Annotated in this window: 13 protein-coding genes and 1 pseudogene; 1 reads left to right on the forward strand and 13 read right to left on the reverse strand. The window is 61.3% G+C overall.

What is annotated here, in order from left to right:
• Window positions 1-29: 29 nt before the first annotated feature.
• Both argS and WDB88_RS10875 read right to left on the reverse strand, forming a co-directional pair.
• Window positions 30-1772, reverse strand: coding sequence for an arginine--tRNA ligase (gene argS / locus WDB88_RS10870; protein WP_339107694.1), 1743 nt, complete (start codon window positions 1770-1772; stop codon window positions 30-32).
• Between the two features lie 107 nt (window positions 1773-1879).
• A complete protein-coding gene (locus WDB88_RS10875; RefSeq protein WP_339107695.1) occupies window positions 1880-3817 on the reverse strand; it encodes a sodium:proton antiporter in 1938 nt (645 codons plus the stop codon).
• Window positions 3818-4180: 363 nt separating this feature from the next.
• Between WDB88_RS10875 and WDB88_RS10880 the strand changes: the two are divergent.
• Window positions 4181-5812 (forward strand): annotated as a pseudogene (locus tag WDB88_RS10880) (DEAD/DEAH box helicase); the annotation flags it as partial.
• A 687-nt stretch (window positions 5813-6499) separates the two neighbouring features.
• On the opposite strand, the gene WDB88_RS10885 reads toward WDB88_RS10880, so the two are convergent.
• The 11 genes from WDB88_RS10885 to nuoH all read right to left on the reverse strand — a co-directional run bounded on the left by WDB88_RS10885 (window position 6500) and on the right by nuoH (window position 17782).
• Window positions 6500-8173, reverse strand: coding sequence for a ribonuclease J (locus tag WDB88_RS10885; RefSeq protein WP_339107696.1), 1674 nt, complete (start codon window positions 8171-8173; stop codon window positions 6500-6502).
• Window positions 8170-8949 carry a type III pantothenate kinase gene (locus WDB88_RS10890; RefSeq protein WP_339107697.1) on the reverse strand — a complete coding sequence of 260 codons (780 nt, stop codon included), beginning with the start codon at window positions 8947-8949 and terminating at the stop codon, window positions 8170-8172. Before WDB88_RS10890 ends, WDB88_RS10885 begins: the two co-directional genes overlap by 4 nt.
• Before the next feature lie 12 nt (window positions 8950-8961).
• Entirely contained in the window at window positions 8962-9720 is a 759-nt protein-coding gene (locus tag WDB88_RS10895) for a biotin--[acetyl-CoA-carboxylase] ligase (RefSeq protein WP_339107698.1), read from the reverse strand.
• On the reverse strand, window positions 9710-11149 hold the full coding sequence (gene nuoN / locus WDB88_RS10900; RefSeq protein ID WP_339107699.1) for an NADH-quinone oxidoreductase subunit NuoN: 1440 nt from the start codon (window positions 11147-11149) through the stop codon (window positions 9710-9712). Before nuoN ends, WDB88_RS10895 begins: the two co-directional genes overlap by 11 nt.
• Before the next feature lie 12 nt (window positions 11150-11161).
• Complete coding sequence (locus WDB88_RS10905; protein ID WP_339107700.1) at window positions 11162-12691, reverse strand: NADH-quinone oxidoreductase subunit M; 1530 nt, start codon at window positions 12689-12691, stop codon at window positions 11162-11164.
• The gene (gene nuoL, locus WDB88_RS10910) at window positions 12691-14790 is read right to left on the reverse strand and encodes an NADH-quinone oxidoreductase subunit L (protein ID WP_339107701.1); all 2100 of its coding nucleotides are present in this window, start codon (window positions 14788-14790) and stop codon (window positions 12691-12693) included. The genes WDB88_RS10905 and nuoL overlap by 1 nt, the downstream gene beginning before the upstream one ends.
• A 3-nt stretch (window positions 14791-14793) precedes the next feature.
• Complete coding sequence (gene nuoK / locus WDB88_RS10915; RefSeq protein ID WP_339107702.1) at window positions 14794-15099, reverse strand: NADH-quinone oxidoreductase subunit NuoK; 306 nt, start codon at window positions 15097-15099, stop codon at window positions 14794-14796.
• Window positions 15100-15223: 124 nt separating this feature from the next.
• A complete protein-coding gene (locus WDB88_RS10920) occupies window positions 15224-15826 on the reverse strand; it encodes an NADH-quinone oxidoreductase subunit J (RefSeq protein ID WP_339107703.1) in 603 nt (200 codons plus the stop codon).
• Window positions 15823-16245 carry a carboxymuconolactone decarboxylase family protein gene (locus tag WDB88_RS10925; protein ID WP_339107704.1) on the reverse strand — a complete coding sequence of 141 codons (423 nt, stop codon included), beginning with the start codon at window positions 16243-16245 and terminating at the stop codon, window positions 15823-15825. Before WDB88_RS10925 ends, WDB88_RS10920 begins: the two co-directional genes overlap by 4 nt.
• Before the next feature lie 6 nt (window positions 16246-16251).
• Window positions 16252-16743 (reverse strand): NADH-quinone oxidoreductase subunit NuoI, encoded by a 492-nt coding sequence (nuoI, locus tag WDB88_RS10930; protein WP_339107705.1) that lies wholly within the window; start codon window positions 16741-16743, stop codon window positions 16252-16254.
• 1 nt (window position 16744) lies between these two features.
• Window positions 16745-17782, reverse strand: coding sequence for an NADH-quinone oxidoreductase subunit NuoH (gene nuoH, locus WDB88_RS10935; RefSeq protein ID WP_339107706.1), 1038 nt, complete (start codon window positions 17780-17782; stop codon window positions 16745-16747).
• Between the last annotated feature and the right edge of the window lie 8 nt (window positions 17783-17790).

Consider the following 17790-nt stretch of genomic DNA (forward strand, 5'->3'; position numbering starts at 1 on the left):
CACTACCTTCTATTCCGGCGGCGTGCGTTTTAGCGCATCTCTTCAGCCGGAGTGACGCCAAGGATACCAAGTCCGGCAGAAATCACAACCGCCGTGGCGCGTGCCAATGCGATTCGTGCAGCGGTTGCGGCCTCGTCCCCCTCCTGGAAGAAACGCAGCTCGGGCTTGTCATTGCCACGGTTCCACAGGCTGTGCAGATCGGAGGCCAGCTCGTAGAGGAAGAAGGCCACGCGATGCGGCTCATTGGCACGCGCCGCGATTTCCACCAGACGCGGCCATTCCGCGATCTTGCGCGCCAGCACTTGCTGGGCGGCATCGTCCAGCATGATATCCACCTCGGCCAGCTTGGCATCATTGAGATCCCAACCGGCATCACGCGCCTTACGCAGCACCGAGCACACCCGTGCATGCGCATATTGCACGTAGAACACGGGGTTGTCTTTCGACTGCTCCAGCACCTTGTCGAAGTCGAAATCAAGGGCCGCGTCATTCTTGCGGGTCAGCATATGGAAGCGGGTCACATCGGCGCCCGCCTGCTCGACCACATCGCGCAGGGTGACAAAGGTGCCCGCACGTTTGGACATCTTGAAGGGCTCGCCGTTCTTGAACAGCTTCACCAGCTGGATCAGCTTGATATCCAGCGGCACCTTGCGGTCGGACAGCGCGGCCACAGCCGCCTTCATCCGCTTGACATAGCCGCCATGATCGGCGCCGAAGACGTCGATCAGCATATCATAGCCACGCTCGACCTTGGTCCAGTGATAGGCGATATCGGGGGCGAAATAGGTCCAGCTGCCGTCGGATTTCTTCACCGGACGGTCAACATCATCCCCGAATTGGGTCGATTTGAACAGCGTCTGCTCGCGCTCTTCCCAATCCTCGGGCAGCTTGCCTTTCGGCGGCTCCAGCACGCCTTCATAGATCAGGCCCAGATCTTCCAGACGCTTCAACGCGCCTTCAATCTGCCCCGTGCCATAAAGCGATTTCTCGGAATAGAAGACATCCATCTTCACACCCAGCGACGCCAGATCGCCGCGGATCATCTCCATCATCGCTTCGGTCGCGAATTCGCGGATATCCTCCAGCCAGTATTGCTCGCCCTTATCCAGCAGGCTGTCGCCGTATTTGTCCTTCAGCGCCTGACCCACGGGGATCAGGTAATCGCCGGGATACAGCCCCTCGCGGATCTCGGGCTCCTGACCGCAGGCCTCGCGGTAACGCTCATAGGCGGAGCGCGCCAGAACATCGACCTGAGCGCCGCCATCATTGATGTAATATTCGCGCGTCACATCATAACCCGCGAAATCCAGCAAGCTGCAGAGCGCGTCGCCGAAGATCGCGCCACGGGTATGGCCCACATGCATCGGGCCGGTCGGATTGGCCGAGACATATTCGACATTGACCTTCAGACCTTTGCCCAGATCGGCACGCCCGAAATCGGCACCGGCTTTCAGCGCCGCACGCGCCACATCGCCCCAGACCGATCCCTCAAGACGCAGGTTCAAAAAGCCCGGACCCGCCACTTCGGCAGAACTCACACGCGGCTCATCGCGCAGCTTGGCCGCCAGCGCCTCGGCCAGATCGCGGGGCTTGGCGCCTGCGGGCTTGGCCAGCACCATGGCGGCATTGGTCGCCATATCGCCATGCAGCGGATCACGCGGCGGCTCGACAGTGACATTGCTCAGGTCCAGCCCCTCGGGGAGCGTGCCTTCCTTCGACATCTCGTTCAGCGCGTTGATCACGACCGCGCGGATATTGGCAAACAGGTTCATCTGGGTCTTCCTCTGGTTGCCTCTCCACTGCCAGAGGCGGGGCATAAGGTCAACTGCTGCGGCTGGGCCGCGCGGCTTTTGCGGCGATCTTTAGGCCGTCACAGCCCTCAGGGCAACGGTGCCACCGGTCCGGGCGGGGCATCGGGCCGGTCGCCCCCCTCGGGTAAAGACTGGCGCGCGGGGCCCTCCGATCCCGCATCGGGCGATCCGGCATCAGGCGATCCGGCATCGGGCGGCAGAAGCGCCAGAATCCGCATCCCCGCATCGGCTTTCATCTCCTCGCCATTATCGACAAACCCGATCTCGCCGCGCGGCGAAATCCGCAGGATGGGCACCGCCATCGGACGCCGTTCGCGCCATTGCGCCAGCGTGAACTCCTCGGTCAGGCGGGTCACACGGAAGCTCCAGCCCTCGCGCTCCATATCGCGGAAGGTTTCAAAACTGCGCCCGCCGCCAAAGGGCTGCCCGCCCAGTTGCGTGGGCAGCGCATGACGGCGCTGGTCTTCTTTCTGCCGCGCCACCTGCCAGACATGGGCGCGGCCAAGCTCGGCGCCAAGGTCGGTGCAGACCAGCGTGTTATAGGCATCGTTATCGGTGACCGCCAGAACGTTGGAATAGGCCAGACGTTCAATCGTGTCTTCCGCCGCCTCGCCCAGAATATCGCCATAGAAGGTCTTCAGCCCCGCCGCACGGGCACGGATCAGATGCTGGTGGTTCGGGTCGGCAATCAGCACCGGCACATCGGCTTTTTGCAACGCCTCACCCAGACGGGTGGAAAACCGCGAGCCGCCCACGATCAGCACCCCCGGTTTATCGGTGTCCGCAAGCCCCAGAAACCGCGCCAGCGGGGCCAGCGTAAAGCCATGCAGCACCACCGTGACCGTCACCAGCAGGAAAGCCAGAGGCGCGATCAGGGCCCCATCCTCCACTCCCGCATCGGCCAAGCGCTGGCCAAACAGCCCCGCCACCGCCACCAGAACCACCCCGCGCGGACCGGTCAGCGCGATGAACAGCCGCTCTTTCCACGCGATCGTCGTCCCCATGAGCGACAGAAGCACCGTGGCCGGACGCGCAATCCCCACAACCGCGATGATAAAGCCCGCCGCGCGCCAGTCGAGCATCGCCAGCTGCGACAGGTCCAGACTGGCCGCCAGCAGGATGAACACCCCCGACACCAGCAGCACCGTGGCATGTTCCTTGAAACGGCGCAGCTCTGTATAGGCGGGCAGATCGGCATTGCCGATCACCAGCCCCATCGCCGTCACCGCCAGAAGCCCGCTTTCATGCAAGATGGTATCGGCCAGCGCGAAGGTCATCAGCAACCCCACAAACAGCACCGGCACCTTCATGAATTCGGGCACCCTCCCGCCCTGAAACGCCCAGACCGTCGCGCGCCCCGCCGCAAGCCCCAGCGCCAGAGCGAACAGAATGCCGAAACCGGTCTCCAGCGCGGCTTTCGACAATGCCAGATCGGCATGGAACACCAGCACCACGCCATAGGCCAGCACCGCCGCCAGCGCCCCGATCGGGTCGTTCACGATGGCTTCCCATTGCAGAAGCTGCGCCGGTCGCCGCGCCAGCCGTGCCGAGCGTAAGAGCGGCGCGATCACCGTGGGGCCCGTCACGATCATGATGCCCCCAAACACGGCTGCACTTTCCCACGACAGATCCGCCGCCAAGCGCAGCGCCAGCGTCGACATCAGCCAGCCCAGAGGCGCGCCGATCAGCACCAGCCGCATCACCCCCGCACGGGCATCGCCCAGCCGGTGCAGATCCAGCGACATGCCCCCCTCAAAGAGGATCACCGCCACCGCAAGGCTGATCAGCGGGCCGGTCAGGTCTCCGAAATCGCGCATCGGGTCCACCAGACCAGTCACCGGCCCGACCAGAACCCCTGCAATCAGCATGAACACGATGGCGGGCAGGCGCAGACGCCACGCCAGCCATTGCGCCCCCACTCCAACGATCCCCACAAGGGCGAAGGCCATGACAGGCCCCAGACCGGCGGCCTGATGCGCTGCCTGCGTTGCGATCTCTTGCGCCATTCCCTAGGCCCTTTACAAACTGAAGCATCCTGAACCGAAGAACCGGCACAGCTGACAGAACCGCCGTGCCCTGTCAAAGCCGTAAACCCCGCCCCGCGCCCTGTTCCCGACATTTGAACCCGCCCCGCCAAAGGTCAATATCGGCCCCGATCCGCGCGGCAAGAAAGCCGTTTCGGGGCTGTCGCGCCGCCCGTTTGCGGTAAAATGCGGGCATTTGCCATGCCAAACCCCGTTTACATTGACCTTTTGCAGAAATTCGGCTAGTGCAGCGCCATCCCGCAATCCGGCGGGACAGTAGCCGGGGCGCCTGAACAACCGCGTCCCTTTTTTCTGCAGACCTCCTCTGCTGTGATCAGGACGCGTATGACCAAGTTTTCCGAGCTGAAACTCGACCCCAAGGTTCTTCTTGCCATCGAAGAGGCGGGCTATACCTCGCCCACCCCGATTCAGGAAAAAGCGATTCCCCCTGCCCTTGAAGGCAAGGATGTTCTGGGAATTGCACAGACCGGTACCGGCAAGACCGCGTCCTTCACCCTGCCGATGCTGACCCGCCTGCGCCGTGGCCGTGCCCGCGCGCGGATGCCGCGTTCGCTGGTGCTGGCACCGACGCGCGAACTGGCCGCTCAGGTCGCGGAGAATTTCGACCTTTACGCCAAGCACACCAAACTGACCCGCGCCCTGCTGATCGGTGGCGTGGCCTTTGGCGAACAGGACAAGCTGATCGACAAGGGCGTGGACGTGCTGATTGCCACCCCGGGCCGCCTGCTGGACCATTTCGAACGCGGCAAGCTGATTCTGACCGATGTGAAGGTGATGGTCGTCGACGAAGCCGACCGCATGCTGGATATGGGCTTCATTCCCGATATCGAGCGCATCTTCCAGCTGACCCCCTTCACCCGCCAGACGCTGTTCTTCTCGGCAACGATGGCCCCCGAGATCGAGCGGATCACCAATACCTTCCTGCAGGCGCCGGTGCGCGTGGAAGTGGCCCGTCAGGCTACCACCTCGCAGAACATCACTCAGAAGCTGGTGGAAATCACCCCGCCGCGTAAGGACCAATCCGCCAAGACCAAACGCGAGCTGCTGCGTGCGCTGATCACGGCTGAAGGCGATAAGCTGGATAACGGCATCGTCTTCTGCAACCGCAAGACAGATGTGGATATCGTGTCGAAATCCTTGCAGAAATACGGGTTTGACGCACAGCCGATCCACGGCGATCTGGACCAGTCGCAGCGCACGCGCACGCTGGAGAATTTCCGCGATGGCAAGCTGAAGATCCTTGTGGCGTCGGATGTGGCCGCCCGCGGTCTGGATGTGCCCAGCGTCAGCCATGTGTTCAACTATGACCTGCCGATGCATGCCGAAGACTATGTGCACCGCATCGGGCGCACGGGCCGCGCGGGCCGTCATGGCACCGCTGTGTCGCTGGCAACGCCCTATGACGAGAAATTCCTCAGCCAGATCGAGGAACTGGTCAAGATGACCCTGCCCCGTGCAGAGATCCCCGAAGGGTTCGAGCTTTCGGAAGCCGCAAGTCAGGCCCCGCGTCCGCGCAATGACCGCGGGGGCCGCACCGGCACGCGCCGCGAACGTGATCGCGACCGCAAGCGTCCGGTGCCTGACCACGGTCAGGAAGCCTCGAAAGAGCCGATCAAGCAATCCGGCGACGCCTCTGCCAAGCCGGAGCGCGCCAAGGCCGAACGCAAGGAAGACGCCCCGCGCATCGAGGATACGCAGGCCCGCGCCCCGCGCCACGAACATCCCCGCGCACACCCCCGCGAGCAGGACCGTCCCAACACGGATCGCAACGGCTCGGACCGCTATCGCCGCAACCGTCGGGATGACGGTCCCGATGTGGTGGGCATGGGTGATCATGTGCCGGAATTCCTGTTGCGGGAATTCGTGATTTCGCGCCCGACGCTCGAGGATGCCGAGGACGAGACCGAGGTTGTGGCACAGACTGCGACCGACACCGTCGAAACGGTCAAAGAGGCACCGGCGGAAAAGCCCGCCCGTTCGCGCCGTCGCAAATCTCCGGCGAAGAAGGCCGAGGACGCCTCGACCGAGGCAGCCGCGACCGCTGCGCCCCCCGCAGAAGAGGTGTCGGCTGACGCCACAGGGGACGACAAGGCGCCCGCAGCCGAGCCATCGGCTGCGCCTGCCCCCGAGGGTGTCGCGGACGCTGCGGCCGAAACGGCGTCTGTGCCCGCTGACGACGCGCCAACAGCGCAGGAGTCCGCGCCTGTCGACGCTCCGGCCGTCTCGGCTGCCGAAGACGAAGCCGCGGCAGAGGCGCCCGAAAAGCCTAAACGTGCCACCCGTGCGCGCGCCAAAACCGCAAAGCCGAAGACCACCAAGGCCAAAACGACCACGACGCGCACGCGCAAGAAAAAAGTGGACGAGGCGGCGGTAGTGGAGCCTGCCACGGACACAGGCGCAGAGGCTCCCGCCGCTGAAACCACAGTGCCGGGGGGCGAGGCCTGAGGCCCGACCCAATATGAAACGACGAGAAAGCGGCCCTTCGGGGTCGCTTTTTTCATGGCGGAAAGGCACCTGCCATCTCGGGCCAGGCCACATCATGCCCGCCCTGCGAAAACGGTAAAAGAGGCGCGGCACGCGGACATAAAAAACCCCGCCGCGTGCCATGCACGGGCGGGGCATCTTTGGGATGCAGAGACGGGATTATTCGTCCATCAGCCGCGAGACCACAACCGTCACCTCGGGCTTCTTGCCGATCTCTTCCAAAGAGCAGGTACGGGCCTGACGACGCAGCAGATCCTCGATCTTATCGTCATCGCCCAGCACCTTACCCGGCGCGCGGTCCAGCGCCTCGGTCAGCTCCTGCTCCAGCACCTCCTCAAGCGCGATACCGGAACGGCCCTTCGGCGGCAGGCCCATCGTTTCGACCCACGGATCGCCCAGCGGGCCGCCATCCTCGTCGATGATCACGTTGACCATGATATGGCCGTTCAGCGCCATCCGGATCCGTTCGCGCACGACCCCGTCCAGCGCGCCAATCAACACGGTGCCGTCCAGATACAGGCGGCCTGTCTCGATATATTCCACCACCTTCGGAGTGTCGCCCGCCAGATCCAGCATGGTGCCGTTGGTCGCAATTTCCGAGGCAATCCCCTTCGACTGCGCCAGTTTCATATGCTCGCGCAGATGGCGGTGTTCGCCATGCATCGGGATCAGCATCTTCGGGCGCAGCAAGTCATGCACCGCTTCCAGATCGGGGCGGTTGGCATGGCCGGAGACGTGATAGAGGCCGCCGCGATCACCGATCACCTCGACCCCCATCTCCGAAAACGCGTTCATGATCTTGATAACGCCGATCTCGTTGCCGGGGATGGTTTTCGAAGAGAAGAGGAATGCATCGCCCTCTTTCATCTCCAGCCCCAGATATTTGCCGCGCGACAGCGCCGCCGAAGCCGCGCGCCGCTCGCCCTGCGAGCCGGTGACGATCAGCATCAGGTTCTCGCGCGGGATCTCGGCGGCTTCTTCCGGCTGGATCACCGAAGGGAACCCTATCAGCACGCCGGTCTCTTTCGCCGTCTGCACCATGCGTTTCATCGAACGCCCCAGCAGGCAGACCGAACGCCCTGCCGCCACGCCGGCATCCGCCAGCGTTTTCAGACGCGCAACGTTGGATGCAAATGTCGTGGCAACAATCATGCCTTCCTGCATCTGGATCAGCTTGGTCAAAGGCTCGATCAGGGTGGCTTCGGATTTGCCCGGAAGATGGCTGAAAATATTGGTGGAATCACAGGTGAGCACCTTGATGCCCTCGCCTTCCTGCGCGATCTCGTGCCACATATTCACATCGAAGGGTTCGCCCACGATGGGGTTGGCATCCAGCTTGAAATCGCCCGAATGCACCACACGGCCCGCAGGCGTGTCGATGATCAGCGCCGAGCTTTCGGGGATCGAATGCGAGATCGGCACGAATTGCACCTTGAAGGGGCCTGCCTCGATCACCTCGGGGCGCGGCTCGACCACGGTCACCTGCGTGTTCACCCCGTTCTCGTTCAGCTTCTGCTGGCCGAGGCTTGCGGTGAAGGCACGGGCATAGACCGGCTTGCGCAGTTTCGGCCAGAGGAAGGGCAGCGCGCCGATATGGTCCTCATGGGCATGGGTGATGAAAATCGCCTCGATCCGGTCGACATTGTCTTCCAACCAGCCCGCATCGGCCATGATCAGATCGACCCCGGGCGAACCGTCCATATCAGGGAAAGTCACGCCCAGATCGACAACGATCAGCCGTTCCGCCCCTTCGGGACCATAGCCATAGACATAGGCATTCATCCCGATTTCGCCTGCCCCGCCCAGCGGGAGATAGATCAGCCTGTCGCTCATGCGGTTGCCAGCCCCTTGTTATAATCGTGTATCAGTCGCAGCCCGTGAATAGTTAGGTCGTACTCGACACTGTCAAAGAGATCAAACCCTTGCTCGAAAAGTTCTGCAAGACCACCCGTGGCGATCACTTTCATCGGGCGGGCACGTTCCAGCCGGATCTGCCGCACGATGCCTTCGACAAGGCCGATATAGCCCCAAAAAACACCGGATTGGATACAGGCGACCGTATTCGTGCCTACGGCCTTTTCCGGCATGGTCACATCGACATGCGGCAGCGCCGCCGCAGAGGCATGCAACGCCTCAAGCGACAGGTTCACGCCGGGCGCGATCACCCCGCCGATATAGGCCCCATCGGGGGCCACCACATCGAAGGTGGTTGCCGTGCCGAAATCGACAACAATCAGGTCACCCCCATGCCGGTCGAACCCCGCCACGGTATTCACCAGCCGGTCCGGCCCGACCGTGGTGCCGATATCCACGCGCGGCGCAACCGGCAACAGGCATTCGGGCTTGCCCACCACCAGCGGGCGACAATCGAAATAGCGGCTGGCCAGAACCCGCAGATTGAAGACCACCCGTGGCACGGTCGAAGAAATCACCACCGCCCCGATCCGCACTTTCATATCATGCAGCATCATTAGCGAGGTCAGCCAGACATAGTATTCGTCCGCCGTGCGCTTGTGATTGGTCTCGATGCGCCAAGTGCTCAGAAACTCGGTGCCGTTCCAGATCGAGAAAACCGTATTGGTGTTCCCGCAATCAATACAGAGAAGCATCGCGCCCCCCTTTCAGAAAAAGATATCGGCGGCGGAGATGGCCATGCGCCCGTCGGCACCGGCCAGAATCATCGCGCCGCTTTCGTCGATCGTTTCAAAAATGCCCTCATGGGTCTCGGTGCCCGTTCTGGCGCGGATCTGCGTGCCGATCCGTGCCGCGCGCGCCAGCCATGCCGTGCGGATGGGCGCAAAGCCATAGGTGCGGAACTGGGTCGCGAAGCGTTCGAACGCGGGGGCAAGATAGGCGAGGAACTCGTCGGGCGTGGGGGCAAATCCCAGCGTTTCACGCAGGCTGACGGGGGCAATGGCCCCTGGCTCGACACTTGTGCCGGGCGGTGCCCCTGCCAGATTGACGCCCACCCCGATGCACAACCATGCCTCCGGTCCCTGCCCGATGGTTTCAAGCAAGATCCCCGAGACCTTGCCACCATTCAGCAACACGTCATTGGGCCATTTGATCGCCAGATGCGCTTGCGGACCGGCAACCTGACACAGCGCCTCGTCCAGCGCCAAGGCCGTCACAAAGGAATACAGGGCCGCCTGCGCCGGTTCGACGCCCGGACGGAACAGGTAGCTGGCCGAGAAATTGCCCGCTGGCGCGATCCACGGGCGACCACGCCGCCCGTGACCTGCGGTTTGTTCATGGGCCAGAATCCACACAGGCCCCGCTTGATGCGGAGCCATGCGGGACGCCTCACTCATCGTGCTGTCCACCCGAGGCAGGGTCTTGCGGGCCACTGCCTCGGGCCAGTGCGGTAGGTCAGTGGACAAGTGCTGCCGCTGCCGCTTGCGCGACGCCCTCGATGCCGAAGAGATTGATCGAACCGGCCACCATGAGGATCCCCGAACCGATCAGCAACACGCGCTGCGGCGTGGCGATACGCTTGTCGATGCCCAGCTCTTCCTCGTCACCGAAATACATGTAGTAGACGATGCGCAGGTAATAGAAGGCCGCAATGGCAGAGCCGACCACCGCAAAGACCGCAGGCCAGACATAGCCTGCCTCGACAGCGGCCACGAGCACCGAGAACTTGGCCCAGAAGCCCATCATCGGCGGCACACCGGCCAGCGCGAAGAGCAGGATCAACAGCGCCCATGCCCGCATCGGACCACGGCGCGCCAGCATGCTGAGCGCCTTGATATCGGTCACCGGCTGGCCATCGCGTTCCATCGACAGGATAAAGGAGAACATGCCGATATTCATCGTCACATACACCGCCATATAGAGCAGCATCGCCGCGACGCCCTGCTCCGTGCCTGCCATCAGCCCCAGAAGCGCAAAGCCCATATGGGTGATCGAGGAATAGGCCATCAGACGTTTGATATTGGTCTGACCGATCGCCCCGATGGAGCCCAGCATGATCGAGGCCACCGACAACAGCGCCACAACCTGACCCCATTGCGCCGTAACGCCGCCGAATGCGTCAAACAGCAGACGCGCGAAGAGCGCCATCGCCGCCACTTTCGGTGCGGTTGCGAAGAAGGCGGTGATCGAAGAGGGCGAGCCCTCATAGACATCCGGCGTCCACATATGGAACGGCACTGCCGACACTTTGAAGGCCAGACCGATCATCATGAAGACCAGCCCGAAGAGCACGCCGACGGGGATCTCGCCGGCATGGACCACCGACAGGATCCCTGCGAAATCGGTTGTACCGGCGAAGCCATAGGTCAGCGACGCACCGTAAAGCAGGATCCCCGAGCTGAGCGCGCCCAGCACGAAATATTTCAGACCGGCTTCGGAGGACCGTGTGCTGTCACGGCGCAGCGCGGCAACCACATAAAGCGCCAGCGACTGCAGCTCCAGCCCGATATAGAGCGACATCAGGTTGCCCGCCGAGACCATCATCATCATCCCGACGACCGCCAGCGTGATCAGCACCGGATATTCGAAGCGCATCAGGCCGCGACGCTCCTGATAATCCGCCCCCATCGCCAGCACCCCAGCCGCCGACAGCAGGATAAGCACTTTGGCAAAGCGCGAGAACCCGTCCTCGATGAACAGCCCGTTAAAGGCCACATTGTTCACGTTGGAAAGGCCGATCAGCAGTGCGAACAGCACGAGGATCGCCACCGTCAGCCACAGGATGAACCCCGCGACCTTATCCTTGCCAAGCCAGACGCCACCCAGAAGTGCCGCCATCGCGTAAAGCGACAGCATAAATTCCGGTATCACCGTGGTGAAATCCGTAGAAGTCATTGTTGGCTCTCCTTACTGCACGAGCACGCCGGCAGCGGCGAGTTCGGCATGGTAGTTAGCGACCAGTTTGGCCACGGTCGGTCCGATGATATCGGTCAGGAAGCTGGGATAGATCCCGAGAAGCAGCACGATGAAGACCAGCGGCACGACCATTGCGTATTCGCGCGCATCCAGATCACGCACCGCTTTCAGGCTCTCCTTGATCAGATCGCCGAAGAAGATCCGGCGATACATCCACAACCCGTAGGCCGCCGAAAGGATCACCCCGACCGTCGCCAGCGTGGCAACAACCGTATGCGCCTTGAAGGCACCTGTCAGCGCGAGGAATTCCCCCACAAAGCTGCCCGTCCCCGGAAGGCCCAGATTGGCCATCGTGAAGAACATGAAGAACAGCGCGTAGGTCGGCATCCGCTTGACCAGCCCGCCGAAAGCGGCCAGCTCGCGGGTATGCAGGCGTTCATAGATGATCCCCACGCCAAGGAACAGCGCGCCCGAAACGAAGCCGTGGCTCAGCATGATATAGACGGCCCCGTCGATGCCCTGCTTGTTGAACGAGAAGATCCCCATCGTCACAAAGCCCATATGCGCGATGGACGAATAGGCTATGACCTTTTTCATATCGGTCTGCGCCAGCGCCACCAGCGAGGCATAGATGATCGCGATGACCGACATCCACAGGATGAAATCCGACATCAGGTTGGAGGCGACAGGGAACATCGGCAGCGAGAAGCGCAGGAAGCCGTAGCCGCCCATTTTCAGCAGGATCGCCGCAAGGTCGACCGAGCCCGCCGTCGGGGCCTGCACGTGCGCGTCAGGCAACCATGTATGCACCGGCCACATCGGGATTTTCACCGCGAAAGAGGCAAAGAAGGCAAGGAACAGCAGCGTCTGCACACCACCCGGAATATTGATGCCCAGCACACTGAAGGCCTCCGACGAGAAGTCGTAGCTCATCAGGCTCGGGATATCGGTGGTGCCGGTAATCGCGAACATCCATGCAATCCCCACCAGCATGAGCACCGAGCCCGTGAAGGTGTAGAGGAAGAACTTGAAAGTCGCATAGACGCGGCGACGCCCGCCCCAGACACCGATGATCAGGAACATCGGGATCAGCGACGCCTCGAAGAAGAGGTAGAACAGCACGATATCGAGCGCGGTGAACACGCCCAGCATGAAGGTTTCCAGCACGAGGAAGGCAATCATGTATTCCTTCACACGGCGGTCATTGACCCATGCCGACAGAATGGTGATCGGCATCATGATGGTGATCAGCATCACGAAAATCAGCGAGATCCCGTCGATACCGACTTTGTAGTTCATACCCAGAATCCAGCTTGCCTGCTCGACAAATTGGAATTCGGTGTTTTTCGGATCATAGCCTGCCAGCAGGAAGAAGGACGCAAGAAGCGTCACCAGCGTGGCGGTCAGTGCAAACCATTTTGCGTTACGGTCTGCCGCCTCGGTGCCCCCGCGCATGACCACCGCAAGGATGATCGCCGACAGCGCGGGGATAAAGGTGACGATGGAAAGCAGGTTCTGCATTACTGCGACCCTCCGGCCAGAACGACCCAGAACATGAGCACCACGATGCCGATGACCATGGTGAATGCGTAGTGGAAGAGGTAGCCGGACTGCATCCGGCCAGCGAGGCGGGTCAGCGCAGGAATAACCTTGAACGCAAGCCCGTTGATGGCACCGTCAATCGTGGCTTCGTCGATTTTCTTCCAGAAGAAACGTGCGAGGCCCAATGCGGGACGGCGGAAGAGGAAGTCATAAAGCTCGTCGAAATACCACTTGTTCAGCAGGAACTTATAAAGCGGATACATCGACGAGGCCAGTTTGGCGGGCAGTTTGGGTTGAGCGATATACATCACCCACGCCACAACGAAGCCGATCAGCATTGCGATGAACGGCGAGACCTTGACCCATGCGGGGGCCTCATGCGCTTCGTGGATCACATGGTTCGCGGGAGAGATATACACAGCCGCTTCGCCAGTCGGACCCGCAACAGGCATCTCATGCGCACCATCGGCGGCCTGACCTGCCTCGGTCGTCTCGGTGCCGGTTGCCACGGCCTCGGCGGCAGGCGCCTCGACAGCGGCCACTTCATGGCTGGGCATATTGAAGAATTTGGCCATTTTCTCTTCGTTTCCGAAGAACGGACCATACCAGACCATCCCCGCCAGAATGGCCCCCAGACCAAGGATGCCCAGCGGCACTGTCATGACGGCTTTGCTTTCATGCGCATGCTCATGCTTGTGCTTGTCACCGCGTGCGGTGCCGAAGAACGTCATGAACATCAGACGCCACGAGTAGAACGAGGTGAAGAGCGCGGCGATGACCAGCATCCAGAAGGCATAACCGCCCGCAGTACCTGCCCATGCGCTTTCCACGATCGCGTCTTTCGACAGGAAACCCGCAAAACCGATATGGGTCAGCGGAATGCCGACGCCAGTGATCGCCAGCGTGCCTACCATCATCGCCCAGAAGGTCAGCGGCAGTTTCTTACGCAGACCGCCATAGTTGCGCATATCCTGCTCGTGATGCATCGCGGTGATGACCGAACCGGCGCTGAGGAACAGCATCGCCTTGAAGAAGGCATGCGTCAGCAGGTGGAACATGGCAACCGGATAGACCCCGACGCCTGCCGCCACGAACATATAGCCCAGCTGCGAACAGGTCGAATAGGCGATCACACGCTTGATGTCGTTCTGCACAAGACCAACGGTCGCGGCGAAGAAGGCGGTGGTTGCACCAAGGAAGACGATGAAGGATTTGGTTTCCGGCGCGAATTCGTAAAGCGGCGACATACGGCACAGCAGGAACACGCCTGCGGTGACCATCGTGGCCGCGTGGATCAGCGCCGAAACGGGCGTAGGGCCTTCCATTGCGTCGGGCAGCCAGGTGTGCAGCAGAAGCTGCGCGGATTTGCCCATCGCACCGATGAAGAGGAAGATCGCAGCCAGCTCGACTGCATTCACCTGCACGCCCCAGAAATCGAGACGGCGCTCTGCCAGTTGCGGCACCATCTGGAAGATCGTGTCGAAATCGACCGATGAGGTCAGGAAGAACAGCGCGAAAATCCCGATCAGGAAACCGAAATCGCCCACACGGTTGACGATGAACGCCTTGATCGCGGCGGCCCCTGCCGAGGGTTTCTTGTAGTAGAACCCGATCAGCAGATAGGAGGCCAAGCCCACGCCTTCCCAGCCGAAGAAGATCTGGATCAGGTTGTCGGCAGTGACCAGCGACAGCATCATGAAGGTGAAGAGCGACAGATAGGCGAAGAAGCGGGCCTTATAATGCTCGCCCTCCCCGAAATTCTCGTCATGCGCCATGTAGCCGATGGAATAGACATGCACGAGCGCCGAGACGGTGTTGATCACGATCAGCATGATCGCGGTCAGACGGTCAAGGCGGATCGCCCAGGAGCTGTCGATATCGCCCGATTCAATAAAGCGGAACAGTTCGATATGCTGCGTCGGACCGTCAAAGCCCAGAAACACGACCCAGCTCAGCACGGCAGACAGGATCAGCAGGGCGGTCGAGACATACATCGCGCCCTTCTCGGTGATCAGCCGCCAGCCGAAGCCCGCGATAAGCGCGCCCAGAAGCGGCGCAAACAGAATGATCGTCGGCATCGCTTATCCCTTCATCATATTGACGTCGGACACGTCGATAGAGCCACGGTTACGGAAGAAGACCACCAGAATGGCAAGGCCGATCGCGGCCTCTGCGGCAGCCACCGTCAACACGAACATGGTAAACACCTGCCCCACCAGATCGCCCATATGGGTCGAGAAGGCGACGAGGTTGATATTGACCGAAAGAAGCATCAGTTCGATCGACATCAGAATGACGATGACGTTCTTCCGGTTCACGAAAATTCCGAAAATGCCGATGACGAACAGGATCGCCGCCACCCCCAGGTAATGCTCAAGTCCGATCATCGTTGTCCCTCCGGGTCATCGTCCCGTACTCCATCCGTCTTTGACAGGTCCTGCCTGCCGAATTCTTGCGCGCTCAGGCGTTTGGGGGCGCAGGTTCCCGCGCCCGATCTTTATCGCGGCAGGCTTAAAGCCCCTGCCCCGGCTTCACATCAACAAGCTTCAGCTGTGCTTTGGGGTCGCGCTGCATCTGCATCATCGGGTCCTGCCGCTTCACATCCACACGATGGCGCATGGTCAGCATGATCGCGCCGATCATCGCGACCAGAAGCACAAGGCTCGAGGCCTCGAAGAGATACAGATACTGGTCATAGATGATCATCCCCAGCGCGCGGGTGTTATCCACACCTTCCGGCGCGACAGCCGCCCGCAGCGAGGTCGCCTGATCCGAAATCTTCCATGTGCCAATCGCCCAGCCAAGCTGAACGAGGATCACGATGCCGATCAGCACGGCGATGGGCAGATATTTGACCATCCCGCTTTTAAGCGCCGAGAAGTCGACATCCAGCATCATCACCACAAAGAGGAACAGCACCGCGACCGCGCCCACATAGACGATGACCATCAGCATGGCGACGAATTCCGCGCCCATCAGAATGAACAGCCCCGCCGCCGAGAAGAAGGCCAAAATCAGCCACAGCACCGAGTGCACAGGGTTGCGCGCCAGCACAACCATCAGCCCCGACACCACCACGAGGATGGCGAAGAGATAAAACGAAAATACCATCATGCGTCATCTCCCGCAGATTCTTCTGCCTGCTCTGCAAAGACCGCTTTGGCGATCTCGAAGGCACGGCTCATGGCGGGCACCCCGCCAAACATGCTCATCTGGAAGATCGTCTCGGCGACCTCCCGCTGTGTTGCACCGGCCTCCATCGCGTGGCGGATCGTCAGCCGGATCTGGCCGTCGGCTTGCGCGCCCATGGCGGTCAGTGCCGCGAGGGTCAGCAGAAGACGTGTCTTCGCATCCAGACCATCGCGATTGAATGTATTGCCGAACCACATCTCCATCATGTCGCGCGACATGGTGGGGAAGTAGCTATCGAATGCCGCAGGATTGAAGCTCTCCAATGCGGGATTGAAGCGGCGGGCCATTTCAGCCCCCTGCTCCATCATCGTCTGGAAAAGTTTGGTGAAATCCTGCGTCATGGCACGTTACCTATAAGGGGCGTCGATTTCGATGTTACGGGCGATCTCGGCTTCCCAGCGCGCGCCGTTATCCAGAAGCTTTTCCTTGTTGTAGAACAGCTCTTCACGGGTCTCGGTGGAAAACTCGAAGTTCGGGCCTTCGACGATGGCATCCACAGGGCAGGCTTCCTGACAGAAGCCGCAATAGATGCATTTCGTCATGTCGATATCGTAGCGCGTGGTGCGGCGCGAGCCATCAGCGCGCGGCTCCGCATCGATGGTGATCGCCTGCGCGGGGCAGACGGCTTCGCACAGCTTGCAGGCGATGCAGCGCTCTTCCCCGTTGGGATAGCGGCGCAGCGCGTGTTCGCCACGGAAACGGGGCGATAGCGGCCCCTTTTCATGCGGGTAGTTCAGCGTGGGCTTCGGGCTGAAGAAATACCGCATACCGATGCCGAAGCCTTTGATGAAATCGACAAGCAGGAAGTATTTCGCGGCGCGGGCATAATCGAATGCCATATTAGCCTCCAATCGCGAAGCGGGCCCAGAAGGCACCAAGGATTTCGAATTTCGCCAGGAACGCGATGATCACGACCCAACCCAGCGACAGCGGCAGGAAGACCTTCCAACCGATGCGCATCAGCTGGTCGTAGCGATAGCGCGGCGTGATGGCTTTCACCATGGCGAACATGAAGAACCAGAAGACCATCTTCAGGAACATCCACAAGACGCCATCGGGCAGACCGGGGATCGGCGACAGCCAGCCACCGAAGAACAGGATCGAGATCAGCGCACACATCAGCCAGATCGCGATATATTCGCCCGCCATGAAGAGCAGATAGGGGGTGGAGCTATATTCCACCATGAAGCCCGCAACCAGTTCGGACTCGGCTTCGGGAAGGTCGAAGGGCGGACGGTTCGTCTCGGCCAGCGCCGAGATGAAGAACAGTGCTACCATCGGCAGATGCGGAAGCCAGTACCAGTTGAACAGACCGAAGGAGCCATCCTGCGCGCGCACGATATCGCTCAGGTTCATCGACCCGGTCGAGATGATGATCCCGATAATGATCAGACCGAGAGAGACCTCGTAGGAGATCATCTGTGCCGCCGAGCGCAGCGAGCCGAGGAAGGGGTATTTCGAGTTCGACGCCCAACCGCCCATGATCACGCCGTAAACCTCGAGCGAGGAGATCGCGAAGACGAACAGGATCGCCACGTTGATATCGGCCAGCACCCAGCCATCAGCCATCGGGATCACGGCCCAAGCGAGGACCGCGAGCACCATCGACATCACAGGTGCGAGGAAGAACACGAATTTATCGGCACCGGCGGGAACCACGATCTCTTTGAGAACGTATTTCCCCGCATCGGCGAAGGTCTGGAACAGACCCCACGGACCGACAACGTTGGGACCGCGGCGCATTTGCACCGCCGCCCAGATCTTGCGGTCGCCATAGACCAGAAAGATCAATGCAACCATCACGAAGGCAATCAATGCGACCGCCTGCAGGAGGATGATCACGAATGTGCCAAAGGGTGTAGCGATAAACTCGGCCATGATGTTCC

Origin of the sequence: Thioclava sp. GXIMD4216 (genome assembly GCF_037949285.1) — a bacterium.
Classification (GTDB): Bacteria; Pseudomonadota; Alphaproteobacteria; order Rhodobacterales; family Rhodobacteraceae; genus Thioclava; species Thioclava litoralis.

What these genes read in the sequence shown, in the direction of transcription:
- argS (WP_339107694.1), bottom strand. Translation starts at nt 1,772, where the DNA reads ATGAACCTGTTTGCCAATATCCGCGCGGTCGTGATCAACGCGCTGAAC.
- WDB88_RS10875 (WP_339107695.1), bottom strand. Translation starts at nt 3,817, where the DNA reads ATGGCGCAAGAGATCGCAACGCAGGCAGCGCATCAGGCCGCCGGTCTG.
- WDB88_RS10885 (WP_339107696.1), bottom strand. Translation starts at nt 8,173, where the DNA reads ATGAGCGACAGGCTGATCTATCTCCCGCTGGGCGGGGCAGGCGAAATC.
- WDB88_RS10890 (WP_339107697.1), bottom strand. Translation starts at nt 8,949, where the DNA reads ATGCTTCTCTGTATTGATTGCGGGAACACCAATACGGTTTTCTCGATC.
- nuoN (WP_339107699.1), bottom strand. Translation starts at nt 11,149, where the DNA reads ATGACTTCTACGGATTTCACCACGGTGATACCGGAATTTATGCTGTCG.
- WDB88_RS10905 (WP_339107700.1), bottom strand. Translation starts at nt 12,691, where the DNA reads ATGCAGAACCTGCTTTCCATCGTCACCTTTATCCCCGCGCTGTCGGCG.
- nuoL (WP_339107701.1), bottom strand. Translation starts at nt 14,790, where the DNA reads ATGCCGACGATCATTCTGTTTGCGCCGCTTCTGGGCGCGCTTATCGCG.
- nuoK (WP_339107702.1), bottom strand. Translation starts at nt 15,099, where the DNA reads ATGATCGGACTTGAGCATTACCTGGGGGTGGCGGCGATCCTGTTCGTC.
- WDB88_RS10920 (WP_339107703.1), bottom strand. Translation starts at nt 15,826, where the DNA reads ATGATGGTATTTTCGTTTTATCTCTTCGCCATCCTCGTGGTGGTGTCG.
- WDB88_RS10925 (WP_339107704.1), bottom strand. Translation starts at nt 16,245, where the DNA reads ATGACGCAGGATTTCACCAAACTTTTCCAGACGATGATGGAGCAGGGG.
- nuoI (WP_339107705.1), bottom strand. Translation starts at nt 16,743, where the DNA reads ATGGCATTCGATTATGCCCGCGCCGCGAAATACTTCCTGCTTGTCGAT.
- nuoH (WP_339107706.1), bottom strand. Translation starts at nt 17,782, where the DNA reads ATGGCCGAGTTTATCGCTACACCCTTTGGCACATTCGTGATCATCCTC.